A 20541-nucleotide genomic window follows, 5' to 3' on the forward strand; every position below is an offset into this window, starting at 1 on the left:
TAAAATTATCAACTTACATACTTTTTTATTGAAAATATTTCTATTATTTATTCTCTATAGGAGTATATATTTTAATATTCTCTAGATTTTATATTTCTTTTAAAGGTGTAATAAGTACCTGCAAAATAGCACATATATATGAATATCATCAAAATCATGGCTATTATAATATTAATTACAAATGCCTTATCCCCTATATAAGAATTAATTACGTCAGAATTTAAAATATAATAATTAAATATAAATATTACAAATCCAATTAAAGCTATAAATATGGGAATTACAAAATATATGGATATTTGTTTTAAAATTATTTTATTAATATCTTCATCCTCCACTCCCAATTTTTTAAGTACATTGAACCTACTTCTATGTTCTATGGAATCAGAAAGTTGCTGAAGGGCAAGAACCGTTAAACTAATCATAAGTAAAACTGTACCTAAATATATTCCTAAAATCCTCATAGCTAAAGTTGCATTTAATATATTATTAGTTTCAAAGGATTTCACTCTAGCTTCAATTAAATATTCAGTTATATCTTCATTTTTATTATTATATTTTTTAGTTAAATTCTCATTATTACTTTTAAACAAGTTATAAATATAGTTATCTTTAAATTCTATAATTTTCTCAAAATCTACTTCATTCTTTGTATTAACTAATAAATTAGTACTTGCAAGAGTTAAATTTTCACATAACTTGTCTGGTAGTACTATAATATGATCTGAGTGAATATTATAAATTCCCTCTCCAAAAGATTCAGTATAATAGCCAGTGTCACTAATATTTAAATTTTTTCCACCTACATTTATGGTTGAATTTTTCTTTATGGATTTTTTTATATCATCTTCATTTATTATTTTTTGCCACTGAGTAGTAAATTCATTATCCTTTAGCTCAATTTCCTTATAACCCAACATACTTCTTAGCTTGTTAAAATCACTTAATTTCACTGCAACTATAGGTATATTATTTTCATCTCTTATATAAAAGTCTTCTTTATTCAAAAAATATTTTTCCACCTGACAATATTCTTCAACATCATAATTATTATCATCTAAGTATTTTATAACTTCATTATAATTTATTTTAGGTATGTCCTTAATATCCTCTAAACTTGTATTTTTATCAAATCTATAACTATATTCATTTCTCACATCTATATCAAAAGGTACTCTATAATCCAAATAACCTAAGCTCCATTGACTCATTACAAGAGTTAGCATAAAACTAATAGCTGCACCTAGAAATGTTATGCAGATGGTAGCCATTAGTATTGGCGCTGTTTTTATTTTTGATACTATTGATCCTATTAGAAAAAGATTTGTATTTTCGTATTTAAAATTAATACATCTCTCTTTTATATAAATGATTATATATGCTATAGAATAAAACAGTAAATATGTAGCTATTATAAAACTTACTAAAGATATTACTTGAAAAATCAATCCGTTTTTATAATCCACAGCTGAGTAGCCATTATTGTTAATAAGTTTATAAGTACAGTATCCTCCAACACTATATAAAATTACTGACAATCCAAAAACTACTGCATAAAACTTACCACTTCTTTTAAATTGAAACTCTGTTTTCTTCTCCACATTCATCATATTAATAAGCTTTAATTTTTTTAAAACTCTAATATTATAAACTCCAATTATACAAAACATGGATATGAAAAATATAAAAGTTATAGCAACAGTATCCATATACAGCCTAAAGTTAAATACTACCTCTTGTTTTGCTGTAATCAAAACTATTGCAGTTACTACTTGTGAAAACAAAGTCCCTATACATATTCCGCATATTATAGCCATTACACCAACTATTAATGTCTCAATAAAAAACATTAAAGCCACACTTTTTTGTTCACTGCCAAGTAATATATATGTAGCAAATTCTCTTTGTCTTCTTTTCATCATATATTTATTTACATAACCAACTAGAATTATTAATACTCCTGTTATTACATAAGTTGAATATTTTAATATTGTTTTTAAAACCTCAAACTTATAGGATTTTTCTGTTATAAGTTCATAACTTGAGCTTGATAAAGACATAAAAGCATAAAATAAACTTACACAAATTGTTATAGTTATAAAATATATTAAGTAGTCTTTAATTGATTTCTTTGCATTTCCCAGTGCTAATTTAACGTACATCCCTAACGTCACCACCTAACAATGCAACCACATCTAATATTTGATTGAAAAATTGCTTACGAGTATTTTTACCTTTTACTAGTTCAGTAAAAATCTTTCCATCTTTAATAAATAAAATCCTATCACAATAACTTGCTGTAAATGAATCATGAGTTACCATTAATATTGTAGCTCCTAAATCTTTATTCATATTTGAAATCATCTCTATAAGCATTTGTGCTGATCTAGAATCTAGTGCCCCTGTTGGTTCGTCGGCTAAAATAATCTTTGGATTTGTTATTAATGCTCTTGCACAAGCAGTTCTTTGTTTTTGCCCTCCAGACACTTCATAAGGATATTTAGAAAGTAAATCTTCAATCCCCAACTCTTTTGCCACATTTAGAACTTTTTCATCTATCTCTGTTTTTTTAGTTCTATTAATTGTAAGGGCCAGTGCAATATTTTCATGTATAGTTAAAGTATCTAATAAATTAAAATCTTGAAAAATAAATCCCAAATTTTCTCTTCTAAACTTTGCTATATTCTTGGGAGTTATTTCTGTTAAATCTTGCTTATCTAAATAAATATGACCAGAGCTAACTTCATCTATAGTGGCAATGGTATTTAGCAATGTTGTCTTTCCTGAACCTGATGGCCCCATAACCCCTATAAATTCTCCTCTTTCTACGTTAAAACTTATATCATCTATTGCCTTAACTATATTTCCTTTGTTACCATAATATTTTTCTATGTTTTCTATTTTTAATATTTCACTCATCAATATCACCTCCCCTTTATCTTACCTTATTTTGTTATTAGCTGATTCGATGTAATGTTACTTTAACGTTACGATGTTGTCACTTAAGCTTTATTACATAAAAAAAGGAACTTAAGTAAGATCCTTTTTTTCAAATTTACAAAAGCTTCCCTTTGGAAAAGTAATAATAACTTCTGTATATTTATTTTCTTCAGAGCTTATGGATATTAATAGTCCCAGCTTATCACATAGTTTCTTACACAAATATAATCCAATTCCTGTTGATTTACTGTTTACTCGTCCTTTATTACCTGTAAATCCTTTTTCAAATACACGATTTATTTCATTTTCTGGTATTCCTATACCGTTATCTTCTATAATTAGTTGGATTCCATTTTTAATATCCATAGCGTATATTTTTATAATTGGTGATTCATTTTTTCTGTATTTTGCAGAGTTAACTAGGATTTGATTTATTATAAACTCTAACCACTTGCTGTCACAATAAATATTTTTGTTTATATCTTTAATTTCAATATCTATACTATTTAATATCAATAGTTGCTTGTTTTTTATAATAACCCTATTTACACATTCTTCTAAGGATATTTCTTTAATAAGATAATCTTTTTCCACATCTTCACTTCTTGCATAAAATAAAGCTTGCTCAACATAAGCATCTATATTTTCTAACTGTTGTAGTACTGCTCTGGAAGTAGCTGTTTTGTTGTTTTCTTCTATTAATTTAATGAATGATATGGGCGTTTTAACTTCGTGTATCCACTGTTCTATGTATTCTTTATAATCTTTACGTTGTTTTTGTATTTTATTAATTTCTTCTCTCATAGACTTGCTAGATTTTTTTAATAAATAATAATATGGAACAGCATCCACATATGGAGGCAAATCTATAATCTCACTAATTAAATATTTCTTATCTAGATTATCTGTTGATTTGAAAACTTCATTAAAATATGTATTTCTCTTTTTATATTCAAATGTAAAAAACAATGTAAGTATTATAATCCACGAAATCACAATAACCTTTATACTTTCAAAAGTATTTCCAATACTGAACAAGAAAACTACAAGTGTTATTAATGAAATAACATTTATGAATATTACACTAATTTTACTTTTTAAGTATTCTTTTAAACTCATATTATGTATCCCTGGCCTCTTTTAGTTTTTATAAAATCACTTAGACCTATTTCTTCTATCTTATTTCTTATTCTTGTTATATTAACAGTCAAAGTATTATCATTTACAAATAAAGAACTATCCCATAAATATTCCATAATATCCACTCTTGATACTATCTTTCCTTTGTTGTTAAGTAAGTAGTGTAAAATCTTCAATTCATTTTTAGTGAGCTCAACAGTCTTTCCATCATGCTCTAAAGTGCTTGATAATATGTTAAGTTTTAAGCCCTTATATTCCATAATATCCATGGATTTATCATTAGGATAAGCTCTTTTTAATAATGAAGATATCCTAGCTAAAAGTATTTGAGTGTTATATGGCTTTGTTATAAAGTCATCTCCCCCTAAAGTAATTCCCATAAGTTCATCTACATTTGTATCTCTACTTGTAATAAATATTATTGGCACCTTTGAAAAGCTTCTTATTTCTGTACAAATTTTAAATCCATCTTCATTTGGCAAGTTTATATCCAATAATATTAAATCTTGATTGTTCTTTTCCACTTGGGAAGATATATGATTAAATTCTTTTATCTTTGTTACTAAGTAACCATTGTTAAATAACATGTTCCCCAGTTCATTTTGTAATTGTTCATTGTCGTCTATTATCATTATATTAAACATTTCTAATATCCCCACTTTAAATTTTTATAATTCTTTTATTCAAATTATTATATTAATATATTACTTCTTCTTATAATAAAAATAAAGTCTCATCTCCTATCTTATAAAGTCTCATACATTCAACCAAACGATACACCATACCCCAATACTTACTTATTTTAATTTCCTATTTTTGTATCTTTATGTAACTTTTTGTAATATTAACTAATAATATAAATCAGTGGATTAATAAATCTACTAATTTAATTAAAAAAGGGTGATTTTATATGGCTATTTATAAAATGTCTGAATTATCAGTTACAGCTCCTGCTGAAGGAAGTGCAGGTGTGATTATAACATCCAATCCAACATTAACTAATGAAACTTATTCTTTAGCTAGTGGTGTTGTTAAGGAAGGTAGTGTTGCTATTGAGGGTGCTGCTGTAGTACTAGTAGAGATAATTGCTTCTCCAGCTAGTTCTAAAAATGTTGCAATCGCTTATACTGATGTAAAAGGCAAATTCGGTATTCCTTACGAATTCAGCACTAACTCTGGAACAACTTATCAGCTAGATGTTTATACTCCAAACACATTATCTTAATAACTTCTAGTTTAGATTAATAATATGGAGGTAGCTTAAGTCTATGGAGACAAAAATTATTGATGGAAAAGAATATACTAAAGTTGGTATAAAAGAATTAAGTATAAATGGTGAAAAAAGTAAGAATTCATTTTCTTTAAATGATGTAAATGGTCAAGGTGAAATTTCTTTTAATATTCAAATTGATTATGAGTCAGAAAATAATCCAGCTTCCTTCACCACAGACTCCTCAGATAATGAATTAAAATAATTAAAAATTATGGGTTAGGCTTTTTATAGCCTGATCCATAATAATAGGAGTTGCTATGAGCTATAAAGTAATAACTTATACTATAAAAAAAGAGGAAATTAAGGATAACATCTTAATAAATAAAAAATTTATTTTAGAAAAAGAAATTAAATCTATTATAATTGGTACTGTTTCAAATAAAGAAGGTAAAATTATTGATGGATGTGCAGTTGTTTTACAGGAGTACAATAGCCATGAAGACCAAATCATAGATAAAAGTATTGTATATACAAATGAAGAAGGGCATTTTGGATTTTCTCTAGTTTTAAAAAAAGATAAAAATTATAGAGTCATTGTCTATGCCCCAAATAGTCTGATTTAATGGAGAATTGTATATGGGAACTTATAAAGATACTATGAACGTAAAAATTAATCAAGGCGAATTAGTTAGCAAAGTATCTGTGTTAAAAAAACAGATGGGTTCCGTAGTTATAGGTACTGTTTTATTTAGTAATTATAGACCTGTAAATGGTGCTACTGCTGTTTTATTCTACATTGATACAGCTACTAAGGAACGAATTCCATTGTCTTACACCTTTACTGACAGAGATGGTCAATTTATATTCACCTTGAAAAATACAAATTGTGACTATGTAATAAATATAGTCTATAATGAGGAAGCATAATTTTCATGAAATCCACATAAAAAGAGTAAGGCTACATACCTTACTCTTTTTATCTATTTTAATATTTGTAATGTTATTGTTCTAACTCCCCAGTTTCTGCAAGCAGACTGTGAGTTCATATATATATCTACTTTATTTCCTTTTATTCCACCACCACAATCTTCAGCGGTGAAAACTTTATCTAATTCTTTTATATAAACTTTAGTTCCATAAGGAATTACCTTTGGATCTACAGCTAATGTTCCATACTTTGCTTTTGTTCCTGTTGCTGTGTATCCTCCTCCTGTATATGCATAAGCTTTAACAGTAAGTTTTTTTGCAACATTCATTGATGATCCTGACGAATTTGATGAACTCGTTTTGTTTATATAGTCCTCGTGAGACCATCCAGTCTCATCACCATCAAATTGTACTTTGTGCCAATCACCTGAAGAAGATAATACTTTTACCTTTTCTCCCTTGCTAAGTTTATCTACAACTCTATATTTTTTTGATGCTCCAGTTCTCACGTTTACATTAGATTTTACTGTAGCATTTGTAGTTGTTAAGTATTTCTTGCTAGACCATCCAGTTTCGTTACCAGATAGTTGTACTCTGTACCATCCATTTTTTGAAGATAATACTTTTGCTACTTTTCCTTTTTTAAGTTTATCTATTGATTTATATTTAGTTGATGCTCCTGTTCTAACATTTACACTTCCCGTTGCCATTACATAAGTAGTAGCTGCATCAACATTTATAGGCTTAGCCATACCTACCATTATCGCTAACGACGATAAAAGTGCTGTCGCTTTTAAAGTTTTTTTAAACATACATCTTCCCCCTATATTAATTTTCAGGACTCTATTTCACATTAAAAATTATTTCTGTCTCTGTTTTCTCTGTAACTTTATATATGTATTATATTACATTTCTGTAACTTTTTAAAGGGGGTTACAGTAAAAAATTTACAAATAAGTAACATAGTTCAATAAATGTTCTTATTTACCACCGCTATACACTAGTATTTTCAATGCATTCACTTGACGACGATTTTTTTCAAAAAAAATTTTATTTTTACCATTTTGTAACCTTTTGATTAATATATAATTTGCATTTTTTGTATCAAAATTATAAATAGCTAGACCGAAATATTTCATATTTCAATCTAGCTATTTTATCTATATATTTAATTATTTTTGCTTACAGTATTCATCAATAGAATCAGCCACTTTTTTACCATGAGCCACAGCTTCTACTACTGTTCTTGCTCCTGTAACAACGTCACCAGATGCAAAAACACCTTCTTTTGTTGTATGTCCAATATCATCTATAACAAGTAAACCATGTCTATTTGTTTCTAGATTTTCTGTATTTGAAACAATATTGTTTTTTGGACTTTGACTAACAGCAATTATTACAGAATCAGCTTCCATTAGCTTTTCTGAATCTTCCACATTGACCATTTTAGTTTTTCCATCTTCTTCAACAAACTTTGTATCAATAAATACAACTCCTTCGTCTACTATTTCCACAGGAGATTTAAACAATTCAAATTTAACTCCTTCTTCTTTTGCATCCTCTATTTCTGCATTTGTAGCTGTCATATGTTCAAAATCTTTTCTATAAACAACAGTAACTTCTTTTGCACCATAGTACCTTGCAGTTCTTGCTGCATCCATTGCCACATTTCCAGCTCCTATAATTATAACTTTGTCACCTAATCTAAATGACCTTGGTGATTTTAAGTAGTTAATAGCATAGTGAACATCACCTAGGCTTTCACCTTTTATTCTAAGCGGTTTTGGATTCCATACTCCAGTACCTATAAATATTGCCTTATATCCATCTTCTAATAATTTGTCTAAAGTTAAAACTGGCCCAACTAAGGCATTGTATCTAATTTTCACATTTAAATCTAAAAGTCTTTTTTCTATATTGTCTAATACTTCTCTTGATAATCTAAAATCAGGTATTCCATATCTAAGTACTCCACCTATGGCTTCGTTCTTCTCAAATATAGTAATTTTGTATCCTCTTTTAGCTAAATTAAATGCTAAAGTAATTCCTGCAGGTCCTGAACCTACAATTGCTATTCTATCTTCTAGTTTTTTGTTTTGTGTAAATTTTGCATTTTTTAAATATTCACTAGATATATGAGTCTCTAGCTCATGAAACTTCACTGGTTTATCCTTTATTCCTTTAATACAATTTCCTAAACATTGATCTTCATGAGGGCATATAACTCCACACACTGCTGATAAAGGATTATTCTCAAATAATATTCGTCCTGCTTCTTCTATATTCCCAGCTTTGTAAAGTTCTATTATTTCTGGAATTGGCGTTTCTACAGGACAATTTGCCTTACATCTTGGCTTTTTACAACCCAAACATCTGCTTACTTCCTCTTGCAGTTCATTTATGTCTATTTTTCTCATAACCATCCTCCTGATGAATTTTGTGTATGTAAAACTTCTACCTAATTATTTTACTTGTATTATTCTTATTTTGCAAAAAATAAAAATAATAAATACCCTCTTTTTCACATATATATTAAAATACCCATATTATTTTAACTAAAACGCTCATGTACAATAGTAAAAGCTACCCAAAATTATCTCTGGGTAGCTTTTTTCTTTAATATATTATCCGAAATCTATAAAACTTATAACAGTTGATCTAGACCTTGTTTTAAATCATCTATAATGTCCTTTACATCTTCCAATCCAACAGAAATTCTAACTAAGCCGTCACTTATTCCTGCTGCTTCTCTTTCTTCCTTAGAATATGGCGAATGTGTCATAGAGGCTGCATGTTCCACTAGAGTTTCTGCATCTCCCAAACTTACTGCCAATATGCAAAGATGAAGACTGTTCATTAATTTCTTACCAGCTTCTACTCCACCTTTTACTTCAAATGCCATTATTCCTCCAAACTGACTCATTTGCTTTTTAGCTAACTCATGACCTTCAAAACTTTCAAGTCCTGGATAGTAAACTTTCTCTACTACAGGGTGTGATTCTAAGAATTTTGCAACTTCCATAGCATTGGAACAATGTCTATCCATTCTTAGTTGAAGTGTTTTCATTCCTCTTATCATTAAAAATGCATCATTAGGACTTAATACACTTCCCGTCATATCTTTTATACCAAACATTTTAACTTGAGTTATATAGTCTTCTCTACCAACAACTATTCCTGCTATAACATCACCATGCCCATTTATATATTTTGTTGCAGAGTGAACCACTATGTCTGCTCCAAGTTCAAGTGGTCTTTGTAAATAAGGTGAGCAGAAAGTGTTGTCTACCATAACTTGACATCCTTCTACTTCATGAGCAATCTTACTTACTGCCTCTATATCTGTAATTAACATAGTTGGATTTGCTGGAGTTTCTAAATAAACTACCTTTGTATTTTCTTTCATTGCTTTTCTAACATCTTCTGGATCTGTAACATCAACAAAATCAACTTCCACACCATATCTTGTTAACCCATGATTAAGTAGTGCAAAAGTACATCCATATAAAGTGTTTGATGCCACCACATGATCCCCTGCTTTTAAAAGCGTCCATAGAGCTGAAGATATTGCTCCCATTCCTGAAGACATGGCAGCTGCTGCTTCTCCGCCTTCTAACATGGCTATTTTATCTTCTAATACTTTTGTTGTTGGATTTCCAAGTCGTGAATAAATATATCCACCTTCTTCTCCTGCGAATCTTCTCCCACCTTGCTCGGCAGAGTCAAAATAGAATGTTGATGTTTGATAGATTGGAGTTGCCAATGTTCCTGGTGTGTTTTCTGTAGTTCCTGCGTGAATTGCCTTAGTTGCAAAGCCCATTTTTTTTAATGAATCATTGTTCATAACGAAGTACCCCCTAATTTAATCAATAAAAATTTATTATGATAAGATTAATTATTATGTACTTATCTTAATTATATTTCTTTATACATTTTCATACAACTGAATCTTAATAATTTTGCTATTTTATTCACATATATTAATGCTCTTTTTATACAATCACAAAAAAATTAGCGTTAACTTATAAAATATAAGTTAACGCTAATCCTTGTTTATTTATCTCTTAAGTTTAATTGTGAATTAAATTAGCATTCATCGTCTAAAAATCCGCCACAACTTACTGCTATTAGTAGTAATATTAAAAATGGTATCCAAGCACATATATCTATGTCTACCCAACTTTCACCAAATGCTAAGAATAAGAAGAATAGTACTATTATCCACCATCCTCCAAACATTCCTTCTTCGCAACCACAGCCACCAAATAGTCTGTCTAACATTATTTTGTCCCCCTACTTATTATGATTAGTCGTATATCAATTCTTGATTAGTCTAGAAGCAGTCACCACAGCTACAAAGTATTAATAGTATAATTAAGAATGGGATCCAAGCCATTATATCTATGTCTACCCAGCTTTCACCAAATGCTAAGAATAAGAAGAATAATACTATTATCCACCAAGCTCCTGCTCCAAAGAATCCTTCGCCTCCAAATAATCTGTCTAACATTGTTGTATACCTCCTGTTGATATATATATTTTTATTATATTTATCGAGCTATCGCTCTTAACATATAATATGCAAATTTAATTATTTGTGATAATATTTTTTATCTTTGACTTAGTAAAAATTTTTATCTTTTTATTAACACTTTTAGTTTATGATGAACTACTGGAAAAGATCTTTTTATATCTCTGCAGTAGTCCACCTTAAACTAGGTATTACCTCTGCCCTTTAATTAACAGCTACAGTTACAGTCATAGTCCATATTATTTTCAATACAGCCACAATCATCACCAATACTGCAAGAGCAAACAATTAGTAGTAAAATTAAAAATGGGATCCAGTCTGTAATGCAAATCTCAGCCCAGCATTCTTGAAAAGCTAAAAATAAAAAGAATAGGATTATGATCCACCAGCCTGTTCCTCCCAAACCATCAAACATTCTAGTCAAACTACTATTCATGTAATTACCTCCCTTTAACATAAAAGAGATTACCTAGCTTATGTAAGTACTTCAGTTGATAGTTGGCAAAACTCTTCTATTCTATAATATGATTGAAAAATAAAAGTGTTCCCTATAATCTTAAAAAGTTAAAATTCTCTTTAAATTTTCATATGAAACAGTCTTTATATATGATAAAATACTTAAAACAAACTTTTACTTGGAGGGATTAAAATACTCACATTAGATAAATTCATGAGAATATTTTTAAAAGAATATTTAATTAAATACAAGGAAATTACTGATGAAATTACAATAGATACAAGAACTGAAGATCAATATAATTCTGATAAAAAATTGCAATATAACATCCCTATTATTAATAGAATCCAATATGATTTTATTCACAAATATTTAATTATTGCAGAAATAGTTATAATATATGGACTACTAAAAAATCTAAAAAAAATAAAATCAGATTTGTTGAGAATATCTAATAACAAAAAATCAAAAATTGTTATTGCCTGTTCGAAAGGAAGACTTAGAAGTCCTACACTATGGGTATATGCAAAATATCTTGGTATAAATGCAAAAGTTCTAGATGGTGGTGTAGCGTCTATTGAATCAAGTGAAATTATTATGTAAAAATCAAAGCTATGAATTGGAGATATAAATCTCTTCTTCATAGCTTTTTACTTTATTAGCAACAGCAGTCATCCTCTTGTAGGAAGAATAATAACATTACGATTAATATTATCCATATTATTGCTGAGTCTTCACAGAATATGAACTCTAGTAAATCGTCTCCCACCATAAATATTAAAAATATAACTATTATTGGTAGTAACCATCCTCCAAAACACCCACAATCAAAACCGCCAAAGAATCTAGAAAGGTTAGTATTTTCTGACATAATATCTTCTCCTTTTTGATATTTAATAAGCTTATTGCTTATTTACTTTAAAATATGATTTTATTGGCTATTTTGTTACAATTTTTCGCCAAAATATTAATTTTACAAAATTAATGTATTTCTATTTTAAAAAAATTTCTATCTATTTGATTTTTATAATTTAAATACCAACATGTCATTTTCCCAATACTGAAAAATCCCCTGAGATAAATTAATCTCAAGGGATTTATATTATTCGTTATTTAATACTGGTGATAGTGATGTATCATTAAAAAATGTATTAGCATTGTATAAATACAATACTTCATTTACATTTTCTTGTTGCATCAAGTTATCTATATCTTCGTAGTAGTATCTTGGGTCAACTACGATTATCTTACTAAAGTCTTTAACTAAAAATGGTATAAAGCTATTAGCATAAGAATCTTTAAATATTAGTAAAGTCTTATTATTGTTAGTATCTGTTTTTATTTTTACTAAAGGATGATTTCCTTTAAGGAAAACTTCATAATCATCTTTTTTATCCAATGCTTCACTACTGTAAAGTGTGGCTGTTCTTTCTTGTTCTTCTGCATAATTTACTATCACATGCTGTGAATCTTCTTTTGCAGGTAAATAAATATTTACCTTATCCCCTTCTTTCACATCATATCCACTTTTTGATGATAATGCTCCAAAGAAGTCGTTAGAAACCATTTGTTGTGTGTAGTAATCATCTAGCGTTTCTTCAAGTTGCATAGATTTTGCTAATTCTTTATATGAATAAAATGCCCCTAAAGATGTCCAGTGATGATCTGTTTTATAGTAAATATATTCATTTCTATGATCATACATAGCTTTATAGTTGTCTACAAATGACATACTTGGTGGTAGTTTATCTTTGTAGGATTGTAAATAAGCTTCTTGGTCCATAACTGGTGCATCCATAGGAAGCTTGTCTTTTAAAATATTTACTGCCGTTGGAGATATTAACATGTATTGTTTCACGTTTTTATATCTAGTAGAGAAATTATTTATAGCTTGCAGATTTTCTTTCACTGCTTCCTCATTAGGTTTATTAAAATTTTCTATTAAATATCCGTCTTCTCCTAAGAAAACTCCATTAGATTCTTTTTTACCTAATAATTTATCAATGTTTATCTTAACATTTGTAAAGAAATCTCTTCCTATAAATTGATCCACCACATAATCTTCAAACTTAGAAGTAAATCTTCCTTCTAATAATTTATCAACTGAAAACTTTGGCTTTCCTGCCAACATTCTATTTTCTGTTTCTGAAAAAGTCTTATCCTTTGTTATTATATTAGCTCCAACAAATAATACTAAAAAAAGTATAAATAATAATGCTGAAGTTTTATAATATTGTCTTTGTTTATTTTTTTTGTTCATATTTAATTACGTCCTTTCCTAGAATCTAAAGTATAGGAACGGATTATAAGTTTCATTTACTAAATAAGCCGTAGCTAAAAATAAAATTACCATATATGCTATTAAAGACGTATTCATATATCCTGACTTTGATTTTACAACTGTTCTGTCTAAAATATTTTTTATAATAGGCGTAGAGCATATTGCTAAAATCACAAACATTATTGCGTTTGTGTATAAATAGTAAATTCCTGCACTATCCATAAGCACATGATTTCCAGATCCAAACATTGCTTTTAAATATTCCATAGCATAAGATAAGTTTGGACTTGCAAAGAATACCCATCCTACCATAACTAATAACATGGTATAAATATGTTTTATAAATGCTGGTACTCCTTTTAATATATTTGCAAATACCATTTTTTCTAATAAAAGAATTACACCGTAATATAATCCCCATACTATAAAGTTCCAACTTGCTCCATGCCAAAGTCCTGTTAAAAACCATACGGCAAATATATTTCTTATTTGTTTTCCAAGGCTAACTCTATTTCCTCCTAAAGGTATATAAATATACTCTCTAAACCAAGAACCTAAAGATATATGCCATCTTCTCCAAAATTCTGTTACACTTGTTGAAATATATGGGAAGTTAAAGTTTTCTATAAAGTCAAACCCGAACATATTGCCTAAACCTATAGCCATATCTGAATAACCACTAAAGTCAAAGTATATTTGGAAAGTATAGGCTATTATTCCTATCCAAGCTGTTAATACTGACATACTGCCAAGATCCATGGCACTTATTGTTGTCCATATGATTCCTATGTTATTGGCAAGTAGTACTTTCTTTCCTAAACCTTGGATAAAACGTTCCACACCTTGTCCAAACTTTTCGAGAGATTCTTCTCTATCATTTAATTGTTCTTCTATAGTTTCATACTGAACTATAGGTCCTGCCACTAGTTGTGGGAACATAGTAACATAAGCGCCAAAAGAAATAAGACTTCTTTGCACATTAACTTTTCCTAAGTACACATCTACAATATAAGATAATACTTGGAATGTGTAGAATGATATTCCCACTGGTAAAGCCAATTCATTAAAAGGAATATTAATTGAAAAAATACTATTAATATTTCCTATTATAAATCCTACATATTTAAAGAATACTAAAATCCCTACATTCACTATAAGTGTAAATATAAAAAATTGCTTTGCTTTCTTTCTATTTCTTTTATACTTATTTATTTTCAGTGCCATAATGTAGTCAAATATAATTGTTCCTATCATAAGGAATATGTATACAGGTTCTCCCCATGCATAAAATACTAAACTTGTTAGTAATAATACTGCATTTTTTAATTTCCTTGGTGAAATATAATAAATTAAAAGTGAAATTGGTAAAAACGTAAATAAAAAAACTATACTACTGAATACTATTTTAATCGCCTCCTCTGAAATGCTACTGCTTAATACTATCTAAAAATGCTTCTTCTATTTGCTGGGCATTTTCAGAGATAGCAAAAAACACAAAATTTCCCTCTGATTTTAATTCATAATTATCAACTAAAGCACATTGCTCTGGACCATATCCCGAAAAACTTTGTAGCTGATAGTTAACTCTTGAATCAATACTATCTTCTAAGGATTCAATTTGAAATTTATCTTTTACCTTCACTATTAATACTTCACTTACATCCATTGTCGACTCTGGTGTATATAAAATTACACCATCGTAATCATTGGCATTTAATTTATAAAAACGTTTAAGAGATTTACTGTCTCCTTTTTTCATTTTGTCAAACTTTACTTCCTGTTTCATCTCAGTTTCTATTTGGTCCACACTTTTCTCTTTATTAACTCCACAACCAGCTGTAATTACAGTAGTTATTAAAAGTGTAGTCATTAGCAACTTCTTTTTTAAATTGATTTTCATCTCTGTCTCCTTCCTTACAAGTTAGCCTTTTGCACTAACAACTCAACCCATCTTTTATTAAATCCAGGTTTGAAATGTATTCCATCGCTCTCATATGAGCTTTCATCCACTATTGATGAGGTATCTATATAAGTAACACCTAATTCATTACACATATTTACGATAGCTGCATTAAACAATGGTACATTTTTTAAGGCTGGAGATTTACTTACTGCTTTATTATTAACTGGAAATATTGAGTTTACATAAATTTTTGTATTTGGTAATTTACTTTGAATATCTTTTATTACTTTTTCATATTCCTTTATAAAATCTGAAATATTGCCATATACTTGCACATCATTTAATCCATAAGTTAAGAAAGTATTTGTTGGAGCCAAATTAATAGCTTTATTTATATCTCCTTCTTTTTGTGCACTTATAAGGTTCCTTCCTTTATAGGCAACTACTGGTGAACTATCTAAAATTCCATAAGACACTATGGATTCTGCTCTAGAATCTCCCAATATAACAGAGCTTGAGAATTTATCTATAAGATTAATTTTTTCATTATTATTTTCTTGATTTATGTTAACTCCTTGCAAACTAGATTGCACAAGGTTAATTTTTTCTTCTGATTGTGATACATCTTTTTTTTCTAATTCTTTTATTTTTTCAATTCCTTTGGTAACTTGTGCCTCTTCTATTTTTTTTTGGTTATTAAGAGCGTTAATACTGTCACTAAAATTCATCAGGCCTACTACGGCTGCTAGTGATATTGCTGAAATCGCCCATACTCTCTTTTTAATGATAATTCCCCCTTGCTGTTAACTTAGTTTTCTTACAAATATTATTATAACATTATAATATTACATAAAAAACAATTATTAATAGGTAAAATTTACAAAATAATGCTTTTTTCGACAGGAACAAAATATGTAATCTAAATTCATAATATTTTTCTGGAGGTGTATTAATATCAAGTGTTATCTATTAAATGTTCAATACAAGACTATTTATAATCAAAACTAATGTTATTCTTTTTTTATAAGTCATATCTCTTATATTTAATAATACTAAATATATTTTTATTATAATTAGTGTTTTCATATATAACTTTATTGCCACATTAAGTATAAAACAAAGTATCTACCTCATTCAATATACTTTTTGTTACAACTTTGATATCTAAAATTTCAATTTTTTTAAAACTTTTTTTAATATATATTACATGAATTATCCACAAGTAAAATAACTCACAATTTCCTTATAAATAAAAAATAACCCATTTTAGATACAAATTAAATTCATATCTAAAATAGGTTATTAATTTTCTTTTAATTAGCAACAGCAATTATCATCGAAGTTGAATAATAGTAATATAATTAAAATCACCCAAATCCATATACTGTCATCATCAAATATATCATCAAATATGTTCGTAGCTAAAAGTAAAAATACGATAGCTATTACTATTAATAGTCCTCCATTAAATCCACAATCGTCCCCGCCAAAAAATCTTGATAAAGTATCCTCTAACTTCGCCATGTCACTCCCCCCTTAAAGTCAAATGGTTATCTTACTATATACTAATATATGTTTTCAAACACAAATAAGTTACTTCAATAAAGTTTTTATTCATCAGCGTATCCAGCTCATCTTGGCTTTCATTATTTGCTTTAAATACTAATTTTAAGCATTCCTCTCTATCTTCTTCATTATCCTCACTTATCATATCTATTAGTAATTCTATAGCTGAAGTTTTGATTACTTTATATTTGTCAAATAAAAAAGAAGTATGTGAATTTTCCATTCCCTTTTTTATCTTCATTAATCTAGATATATATTCCCCTTTTTTATCATCAACTTTACCCTTATTTTCCATAACTTCTTGCAAGATAGCATTACTCTCAGTAACATAATCTTTTATTTTATTCATATCTATAAGCAATGAGTTATAAAATAGACAACCAAGAATTATAAAAAAAGCTGTAATTGACGATAATAATAATCCTATGTTTTTCATTACTCTTCCTCCTAAAGTTATTATCTATATTAAATTTATATTCATTATTTTAAAACTTTAGGACTTTTTTTGATTATATATTGAAAAATTGACCATATTATATTAAACTACAATTAAATTTTAAATTATGTTGGAGGTTACAATGTTTGAAAAAATTAGAGATATAATAGTTGAACAACTAGGTTTAGATGGTAAGGATGGATTATCTATGGAAACATCTCTTAAAGAAGATCTAGATGCTGATTCTTTAGACGCTGTTGAAGTTATAATGGCTTTAGAAGAAGGGTTTGATATAGAAATACCAGACGAAGACGCTGAGAACTTCAAAACTATAGGAGACATAGTAGGATATATAGAAAATCGCTAATACATAAAAGGGATGTTCATCGAACATCCCTTTTCCATATGTCTAAGCCCATTTTTGTAAAATATTTTTCATGAAATCTTTTATATCCATTTCATAAACTTTATTTAATGTAGATCCACTAAATACTTCTTCAGGCAATCCATATTCAACTTCTTTTCCATCTTTAAGTATAAGTACTTTATCAGCAAAGTATTGAACTAAATTTAAATCATGTAATACACCAACAACTATTTTATTATTGTTTTTTACCCAATCATCTAGATTCTCCAATAACTCTATTTGATGCTTAAAGTCTAAGTGATTAGTAGGCTCATCAAGTAAAATTACATCTGGGTTTTGAGCAAATACTCTTGCTAAAAAAACTCTTTGAAGCTGCCCACCTGACAATTCAGTAATCATCTTATCTTTTAATTCATATATGCCAACTTTTTTCATACTATCAATTATTATTTCAGTATCTTTGGAAGATAATCTGACAAATGCGCCTTTTGAATAGGCATATCTTCCTAGTGATACAGTATCATAAACAGTATAAGGAAAATATAGTTGAGTTATTTGACTCATCAAACCTATCTTTTTAGCAAGCTCCAATCTGTTAATCTCACTTACTTCCTTACCATCTATTTTTACATTACCTTTGTATTCAAGAATATTGGCAATGGATTTTAAAAGTGTACTCTTACCACATCCATTTGGTCCCACAATACAAAGATTCTCTCCTCTTTTTACTTTAAAATTAATATTTTTAATTATTTCTTTTTTATCATACCCTGTATATAAATTTTCTACTTCTAACATTTAATATCACCTAGCTTTTTTAAAATATATATGAGCAAAGAATGGTGCTCCTATTAAAGCTGTTACTGCCCCAACAGGTAGTTCTATTGGTGAAAATACAGTTCTGGCTATTAAGTCCGTTACAACCATCAAGCATCCACCAAATAAAAATGACATAGGAACCACATATTTATGATTTGAACCAAATATTTTCCTTACAATATGAGGTGCAATTAAATCAACAAATCCTATAATTCCACTTAAAGCTACTGAACCTCCAGTCAAAACAGCACAATACACAAATAACTTTATTTTCGCTTTTTGTGTATCAACTCCAACTAATTTAGCTTGCTCTTCGCCAAAAGTAAGTATATCCATTTCCTTTGTAAATCTAAGAACTCCTAACATTCCTATAATAAAGAAAGGTGTAATAAGAACAACATATGACCAGCTCTTCATGGCAAAACTGCCCATCTGCCATAGTGCAATACTTTCTAAATCCTCAGTAAAAAATGCTATCAATGTAGTTAACAAAGCATTTACAAATAAAGAAAATACCATTCCTGCTAAAATAATTGTATTGTTTGACATGGTTTTATCTATTTTAGATGCAAAGGTTATAACTATAAATACAGTAGCTAAACCTGAAATAAATCCTACTAAAGGTAGGGTAAACCCTTGTAAAAATGGTATTGATATACCTGAAACTATTACTAATCCTGCACCAAGAGACGCTCCTGAAGATACACCTAATGTATATGGTGATGCCAGCTCATTTTTTAATACAGACTGAATTACAGCACCACTTACAGCTAGACATCCTCCAACTATAAATGCTAATAATACCCTTGGTAATCTTATTTTCCAAACTATAGATATTTGTGGAGATGTTATGCTTTCATTAAGTGGTAAATTGAAAATTTTATTTAATATAATTGATATAGTATCTAAAATGCTAATATGGGAACTTCCATTGGAAGCTCCCATACTTATAATAAAAAATGCAATTAATACACTTAATAATATTTTCTTTCTATTTTTATTTTCCATATACATCTGGATATATAGCCTTAGCCATTTCATCTAAAGCTTTTATTATATTTTGGTTCCCACGAGCAGATGAGTTTGAATCTATATAGTAGACATCTCCATCTTTAATTGCTTTTATATTTTCCCATCCATTACGTGATGATATTTCTTTTGTTGGATTTTTTACATAATTAACGTTTGTTAATATTACATCTGGATTAGCATCTAATATTGCTTCTTCTGTCGGAGCAAACCAACTTTTTTCATTTTTAAACACATTTTCTGCTCCGATTACTTCAACCATCTCATTTAAAAATGTACTGTGACCAAAAGTAAATAGATTCGGTGCTGGACCTATTTCAAAGTATACTTTCTTTTTACCTTTAATAGTTTTACCTAACTCTTCATACTTAGATATTTTTTCTTTCATATCAGTGATTATCTCTTCACCTTTTTTATCTTCATTTACTAAGGAGGCTATAAATTCTATATCTTTGTATATTCCTTCTATACTATCACTACTTGGTATATAAACTACTGGTATACCAGCTTCCACTATTGCTTTGTATGGATCTTCTGCAGAACCTATTTTGTTATATCCTGATGCTATTATTATATCTGGCTCTAGCGCTATTATTGCTTCCGCATCTGGTTTATTCATATCCATTTTAGGAATATCTTTATTTAATCCTTCTATTCCTTCTGAATAATTATCTACTGCAACTAATTTGTTTGCTAAACCAAGGCCTACTAAAACTTCTGTATTAGATGGTGCTGTCGTTATTATTTTTTCCAATTTGGTTGGTACTTTGACTTCATTTCCTTCTCTGTCAGTTACAGTTGTCTCTTTGTTGCTGCTACATCCTACAGCAAACATTAATACAAAACTTGTTATAATTGCTAATAATTTTTTCTTCATGTCTTTTCCTCCTATAAATTGTCATAAAAAAAGCCTAACCAAAAGGTTAGGCAAA

26 protein-coding genes are annotated in these 20541 nt (G+C 28.5%); 6 read left to right on the forward strand and 20 right to left on the reverse strand.

Annotation, left to right across the window (positions count from 1 at the left end):
• Positions 1–71 precede the first annotated feature (71 nt).
• The 4 genes from K0039_RS06005 to K0039_RS06020 form a co-directional block, all read right to left on the reverse strand.
• The gene (locus K0039_RS06005; protein WP_228104114.1) at positions 72–2162 is read right to left on the reverse strand and encodes an ABC transporter permease; all 2091 of its coding nucleotides are present in this window, start codon (positions 2160–2162) and stop codon (positions 72–74) included.
• Positions 2152–2919 (reverse strand): ABC transporter ATP-binding protein, encoded by a 768-nt coding sequence (locus K0039_RS06010; RefSeq protein WP_228104115.1) that lies wholly within the window; start codon positions 2917–2919, stop codon positions 2152–2154. The genes K0039_RS06005 and K0039_RS06010 overlap by 11 nt, the downstream gene beginning before the upstream one ends.
• Before the next feature lie 111 nt (positions 2920–3030).
• Positions 3031–4059, reverse strand: a complete 1029-nt coding sequence (locus K0039_RS06015) for a sensor histidine kinase (protein ID WP_228104116.1) — start codon at positions 4057–4059, stop codon at positions 3031–3033.
• Positions 4056–4724: a response regulator transcription factor gene (locus K0039_RS06020; RefSeq protein ID WP_228104117.1), complete on the reverse strand. Its 669-nt coding sequence runs from the start codon at positions 4722–4724 to the stop codon at positions 4056–4058. Before K0039_RS06020 ends, K0039_RS06015 begins: the two co-directional genes overlap by 4 nt.
• Before the next feature lie 266 nt (positions 4725–4990).
• Here K0039_RS06020 and K0039_RS06025 point away from each other — a divergent pair, with 266 nt between their 5' ends.
• The 4 genes from K0039_RS06025 to K0039_RS06040 are packed head-to-tail and all read left to right on the forward strand — an operon-like array spanning position 4991 to position 6220.
• Entirely contained in the window at positions 4991–5305 is a 315-nt protein-coding gene (locus tag K0039_RS06025) for a hypothetical protein (RefSeq protein ID WP_228104118.1), read from the forward strand.
• A 43-nt stretch (positions 5306–5348) separates the two neighbouring features.
• On the forward strand, positions 5349–5555 hold the full coding sequence (locus K0039_RS06030) for a hypothetical protein (protein ID WP_228104119.1): 207 nt from the start codon (positions 5349–5351) through the stop codon (positions 5553–5555).
• A gap of 55 nt (positions 5556–5610) precedes the next feature.
• Positions 5611–5916 carry a hypothetical protein gene (locus tag K0039_RS06035; RefSeq protein ID WP_228104120.1) on the forward strand — a complete coding sequence of 102 codons (306 nt, stop codon included), beginning with the start codon at positions 5611–5613 and terminating at the stop codon, positions 5914–5916.
• Between the two features lie 13 nt (positions 5917–5929).
• Positions 5930–6220, forward strand: a complete 291-nt coding sequence (locus K0039_RS06040) for a hypothetical protein (RefSeq protein WP_228104121.1) — start codon at positions 5930–5932, stop codon at positions 6218–6220.
• Between the two features lie 53 nt (positions 6221–6273).
• Here the strand turns inward: K0039_RS06040 and K0039_RS06045 are convergent, their stop codons facing one another.
• The 6 genes from K0039_RS06045 to K0039_RS06070 all read right to left on the reverse strand — a co-directional run bounded on the left by K0039_RS06045 (position 6274) and on the right by K0039_RS06070 (position 11187).
• Entirely contained in the window at positions 6274–7032 is a 759-nt protein-coding gene (locus K0039_RS06045) for an SH3 domain-containing protein (protein WP_228104122.1), read from the reverse strand.
• 360 nt (positions 7033–7392) lie between these two features.
• Entirely contained in the window at positions 7393–8637 is a 1245-nt protein-coding gene (locus K0039_RS06050) for an NAD(P)-dependent oxidoreductase (RefSeq protein WP_228104123.1), read from the reverse strand.
• A gap of 227 nt (positions 8638–8864) precedes the next feature.
• The gene (gene megL, locus K0039_RS06055) at positions 8865–10064 is read right to left on the reverse strand and encodes a methionine gamma-lyase (RefSeq protein ID WP_228104124.1); all 1200 of its coding nucleotides are present in this window, start codon (positions 10062–10064) and stop codon (positions 8865–8867) included.
• 242 nt (positions 10065–10306) lie between these two features.
• Positions 10307–10501: a hypothetical protein gene (locus tag K0039_RS06060; protein ID WP_228104125.1), complete on the reverse strand. Its 195-nt coding sequence runs from the start codon at positions 10499–10501 to the stop codon at positions 10307–10309.
• 52 nt (positions 10502–10553) lie between these two features.
• Complete coding sequence (locus K0039_RS06065) at positions 10554–10730, reverse strand: hypothetical protein (RefSeq protein WP_228104126.1); 177 nt, start codon at positions 10728–10730, stop codon at positions 10554–10556.
• Positions 10731–10959: 229 nt separating this feature from the next.
• The gene (locus tag K0039_RS06070) at positions 10960–11187 is read right to left on the reverse strand and encodes a hypothetical protein (protein WP_228104127.1); all 228 of its coding nucleotides are present in this window, start codon (positions 11185–11187) and stop codon (positions 10960–10962) included.
• A 234-nt stretch (positions 11188–11421) separates the two neighbouring features.
• Between K0039_RS06070 and K0039_RS06075 the strand changes: the two genes are divergently transcribed.
• On the forward strand, positions 11422–11811 hold the full coding sequence (locus K0039_RS06075) for a rhodanese-like domain-containing protein (protein WP_228104128.1): 390 nt from the start codon (positions 11422–11424) through the stop codon (positions 11809–11811).
• Between the two features lie 55 nt (positions 11812–11866).
• Here the strand turns inward: K0039_RS06075 and K0039_RS06080 are convergent, their stop codons facing one another.
• The 7 genes from K0039_RS06080 to K0039_RS06110 form a co-directional block, all read right to left on the reverse strand.
• Positions 11867–12079: a hypothetical protein gene (locus K0039_RS06080; RefSeq protein WP_018591673.1), complete on the reverse strand. Its 213-nt coding sequence runs from the start codon at positions 12077–12079 to the stop codon at positions 11867–11869.
• A 231-nt stretch (positions 12080–12310) separates the two neighbouring features.
• Positions 12311–13468 carry a DHHW family protein gene (locus tag K0039_RS06085; RefSeq protein WP_228104129.1) on the reverse strand — a complete coding sequence of 386 codons (1158 nt, stop codon included), beginning with the start codon at positions 13466–13468 and terminating at the stop codon, positions 12311–12313.
• An 18-nt stretch (positions 13469–13486) separates the two neighbouring features.
• Entirely contained in the window at positions 13487–14743 is a 1257-nt protein-coding gene (locus K0039_RS06090; RefSeq protein ID WP_265589412.1) for an MBOAT family O-acyltransferase, read from the reverse strand.
• Between the two features lie 172 nt (positions 14744–14915).
• The gene (locus K0039_RS06095; RefSeq protein ID WP_228104130.1) at positions 14916–15389 is read right to left on the reverse strand and encodes a DUF4358 domain-containing protein; all 474 of its coding nucleotides are present in this window, start codon (positions 15387–15389) and stop codon (positions 14916–14918) included.
• Between the two features lie 14 nt (positions 15390–15403).
• On the reverse strand, positions 15404–16120 hold the full coding sequence (locus K0039_RS06100; RefSeq protein ID WP_228104131.1) for a GDSL-type esterase/lipase family protein: 717 nt from the start codon (positions 16118–16120) through the stop codon (positions 15404–15406).
• A gap of 589 nt (positions 16121–16709) precedes the next feature.
• On the reverse strand, positions 16710–16916 hold the full coding sequence (locus K0039_RS06105) for a hypothetical protein (protein ID WP_074914310.1): 207 nt from the start codon (positions 16914–16916) through the stop codon (positions 16710–16712).
• Positions 16917–16950: 34 nt separating this feature from the next.
• Positions 16951–17394 (reverse strand): hypothetical protein, encoded by a 444-nt coding sequence (locus K0039_RS06110; RefSeq protein WP_228104132.1) that lies wholly within the window; start codon positions 17392–17394, stop codon positions 16951–16953.
• Between the two features lie 142 nt (positions 17395–17536).
• Between K0039_RS06110 and acpP the strand changes: the two genes are divergently transcribed.
• Positions 17537–17761 carry an acyl carrier protein gene (gene acpP / locus K0039_RS06115; RefSeq protein WP_228104133.1) on the forward strand — a complete coding sequence of 75 codons (225 nt, stop codon included), beginning with the start codon at positions 17537–17539 and terminating at the stop codon, positions 17759–17761.
• Positions 17762–17803: 42 nt separating this feature from the next.
• Here acpP and K0039_RS06120 read toward each other — a convergent pair whose 3' ends face one another.
• The 3 genes from K0039_RS06120 to K0039_RS06130 are packed head-to-tail and all read right to left on the reverse strand — an operon-like array spanning position 17804 to position 20486.
• On the reverse strand, positions 17804–18559 hold the full coding sequence (locus tag K0039_RS06120) for an ABC transporter ATP-binding protein (protein WP_228104134.1): 756 nt from the start codon (positions 18557–18559) through the stop codon (positions 17804–17806).
• 6 nt (positions 18560–18565) lie between these two features.
• Positions 18566–19588, reverse strand: coding sequence for a FecCD family ABC transporter permease (locus tag K0039_RS06125; protein ID WP_228104135.1), 1023 nt, complete (start codon positions 19586–19588; stop codon positions 18566–18568).
• Positions 19578–20486 (reverse strand): ABC transporter substrate-binding protein, encoded by a 909-nt coding sequence (locus tag K0039_RS06130; RefSeq protein ID WP_228104136.1) that lies wholly within the window; start codon positions 20484–20486, stop codon positions 19578–19580. The genes K0039_RS06125 and K0039_RS06130 overlap by 11 nt, the downstream gene beginning before the upstream one ends.
• Positions 20487–20541: the final 55 nt, after the last annotated feature.

The sequence above is a fragment of the Terrisporobacter mayombei genome, from assembly GCF_020748465.1.
Taxonomy (GTDB): Bacteria; Bacillota; Clostridia; order Peptostreptococcales; family Peptostreptococcaceae; genus Terrisporobacter; species Terrisporobacter mayombei.

Excerpts from the sequence above, each read along its gene's own strand:
- K0039_RS06005 (WP_228104114.1), bottom strand. The coding sequence starts at position 2,162 with ATGTACGTTAAATTAGCACTGGGAAATGCAAAGAAATCAATTAAAGAC.
- K0039_RS06010 (WP_228104115.1), bottom strand. The coding sequence starts at position 2,919 with ATGAGTGAAATATTAAAAATAGAAAACATAGAAAAATATTATGGTAAC.
- K0039_RS06015 (WP_228104116.1), bottom strand. The coding sequence starts at position 4,059 with ATGAGTTTAAAAGAATACTTAAAAAGTAAAATTAGTGTAATATTCATA.
- K0039_RS06020 (WP_228104117.1), bottom strand. The coding sequence starts at position 4,724 with ATGTTTAATATAATGATAATAGACGACAATGAACAATTACAAAATGAA.
- K0039_RS06025 (WP_228104118.1), top strand. The coding sequence starts at position 4,991 with ATGGCTATTTATAAAATGTCTGAATTATCAGTTACAGCTCCTGCTGAA.
- K0039_RS06030 (WP_228104119.1), top strand. The coding sequence starts at position 5,349 with ATGGAGACAAAAATTATTGATGGAAAAGAATATACTAAAGTTGGTATA.
- K0039_RS06035 (WP_228104120.1), top strand. The coding sequence starts at position 5,611 with ATGAGCTATAAAGTAATAACTTATACTATAAAAAAAGAGGAAATTAAG.
- K0039_RS06040 (WP_228104121.1), top strand. The coding sequence starts at position 5,930 with ATGGGAACTTATAAAGATACTATGAACGTAAAAATTAATCAAGGCGAA.
- K0039_RS06045 (WP_228104122.1), bottom strand. The coding sequence starts at position 7,032 with ATGTTTAAAAAAACTTTAAAAGCGACAGCACTTTTATCGTCGTTAGCG.
- K0039_RS06050 (WP_228104123.1), bottom strand. The coding sequence starts at position 8,637 with ATGAGAAAAATAGACATAAATGAACTGCAAGAGGAAGTAAGCAGATGT.
- megL (WP_228104124.1), bottom strand. The coding sequence starts at position 10,064 with ATGAACAATGATTCATTAAAAAAAATGGGCTTTGCAACTAAGGCAATT.
- K0039_RS06060 (WP_228104125.1), bottom strand. The coding sequence starts at position 10,501 with ATGTTAGACAGACTATTTGGTGGCTGTGGTTGCGAAGAAGGAATGTTT.
- K0039_RS06065 (WP_228104126.1), bottom strand. The coding sequence starts at position 10,730 with ATGTTAGACAGATTATTTGGAGGCGAAGGATTCTTTGGAGCAGGAGCT.
- K0039_RS06070 (WP_228104127.1), bottom strand. The coding sequence starts at position 11,187 with ATGAATAGTAGTTTGACTAGAATGTTTGATGGTTTGGGAGGAACAGGC.
- K0039_RS06075 (WP_228104128.1), top strand. The coding sequence starts at position 11,422 with ATGAGAATATTTTTAAAAGAATATTTAATTAAATACAAGGAAATTACT.
- K0039_RS06080 (WP_018591673.1), bottom strand. The coding sequence starts at position 12,079 with ATGTCAGAAAATACTAACCTTTCTAGATTCTTTGGCGGTTTTGATTGT.
- K0039_RS06085 (WP_228104129.1), bottom strand. The coding sequence starts at position 13,468 with ATGAACAAAAAAAATAAACAAAGACAATATTATAAAACTTCAGCATTA.
- K0039_RS06090 (WP_265589412.1), bottom strand. The coding sequence starts at position 14,743 with ATGATAGGAACAATTATATTTGACTACATTATGGCACTGAAAATAAAT.
- K0039_RS06095 (WP_228104130.1), bottom strand. The coding sequence starts at position 15,389 with ATGAAAATCAATTTAAAAAAGAAGTTGCTAATGACTACACTTTTAATA.
- K0039_RS06100 (WP_228104131.1), bottom strand. The coding sequence starts at position 16,120 with ATGAATTTTAGTGACAGTATTAACGCTCTTAATAACCAAAAAAAAATA.
- K0039_RS06105 (WP_074914310.1), bottom strand. The coding sequence starts at position 16,916 with ATGGCGAAGTTAGAGGATACTTTATCAAGATTTTTTGGCGGGGACGAT.
- K0039_RS06110 (WP_228104132.1), bottom strand. The coding sequence starts at position 17,394 with ATGAAAAACATAGGATTATTATTATCGTCAATTACAGCTTTTTTTATA.
- acpP (WP_228104133.1), top strand. The coding sequence starts at position 17,537 with ATGTTTGAAAAAATTAGAGATATAATAGTTGAACAACTAGGTTTAGAT.
- K0039_RS06120 (WP_228104134.1), bottom strand. The coding sequence starts at position 18,559 with ATGTTAGAAGTAGAAAATTTATATACAGGGTATGATAAAAAAGAAATA.
- K0039_RS06125 (WP_228104135.1), bottom strand. The coding sequence starts at position 19,588 with ATGGAAAATAAAAATAGAAAGAAAATATTATTAAGTGTATTAATTGCA.
- K0039_RS06130 (WP_228104136.1), bottom strand. The coding sequence starts at position 20,486 with ATGAAGAAAAAATTATTAGCAATTATAACAAGTTTTGTATTAATGTTT.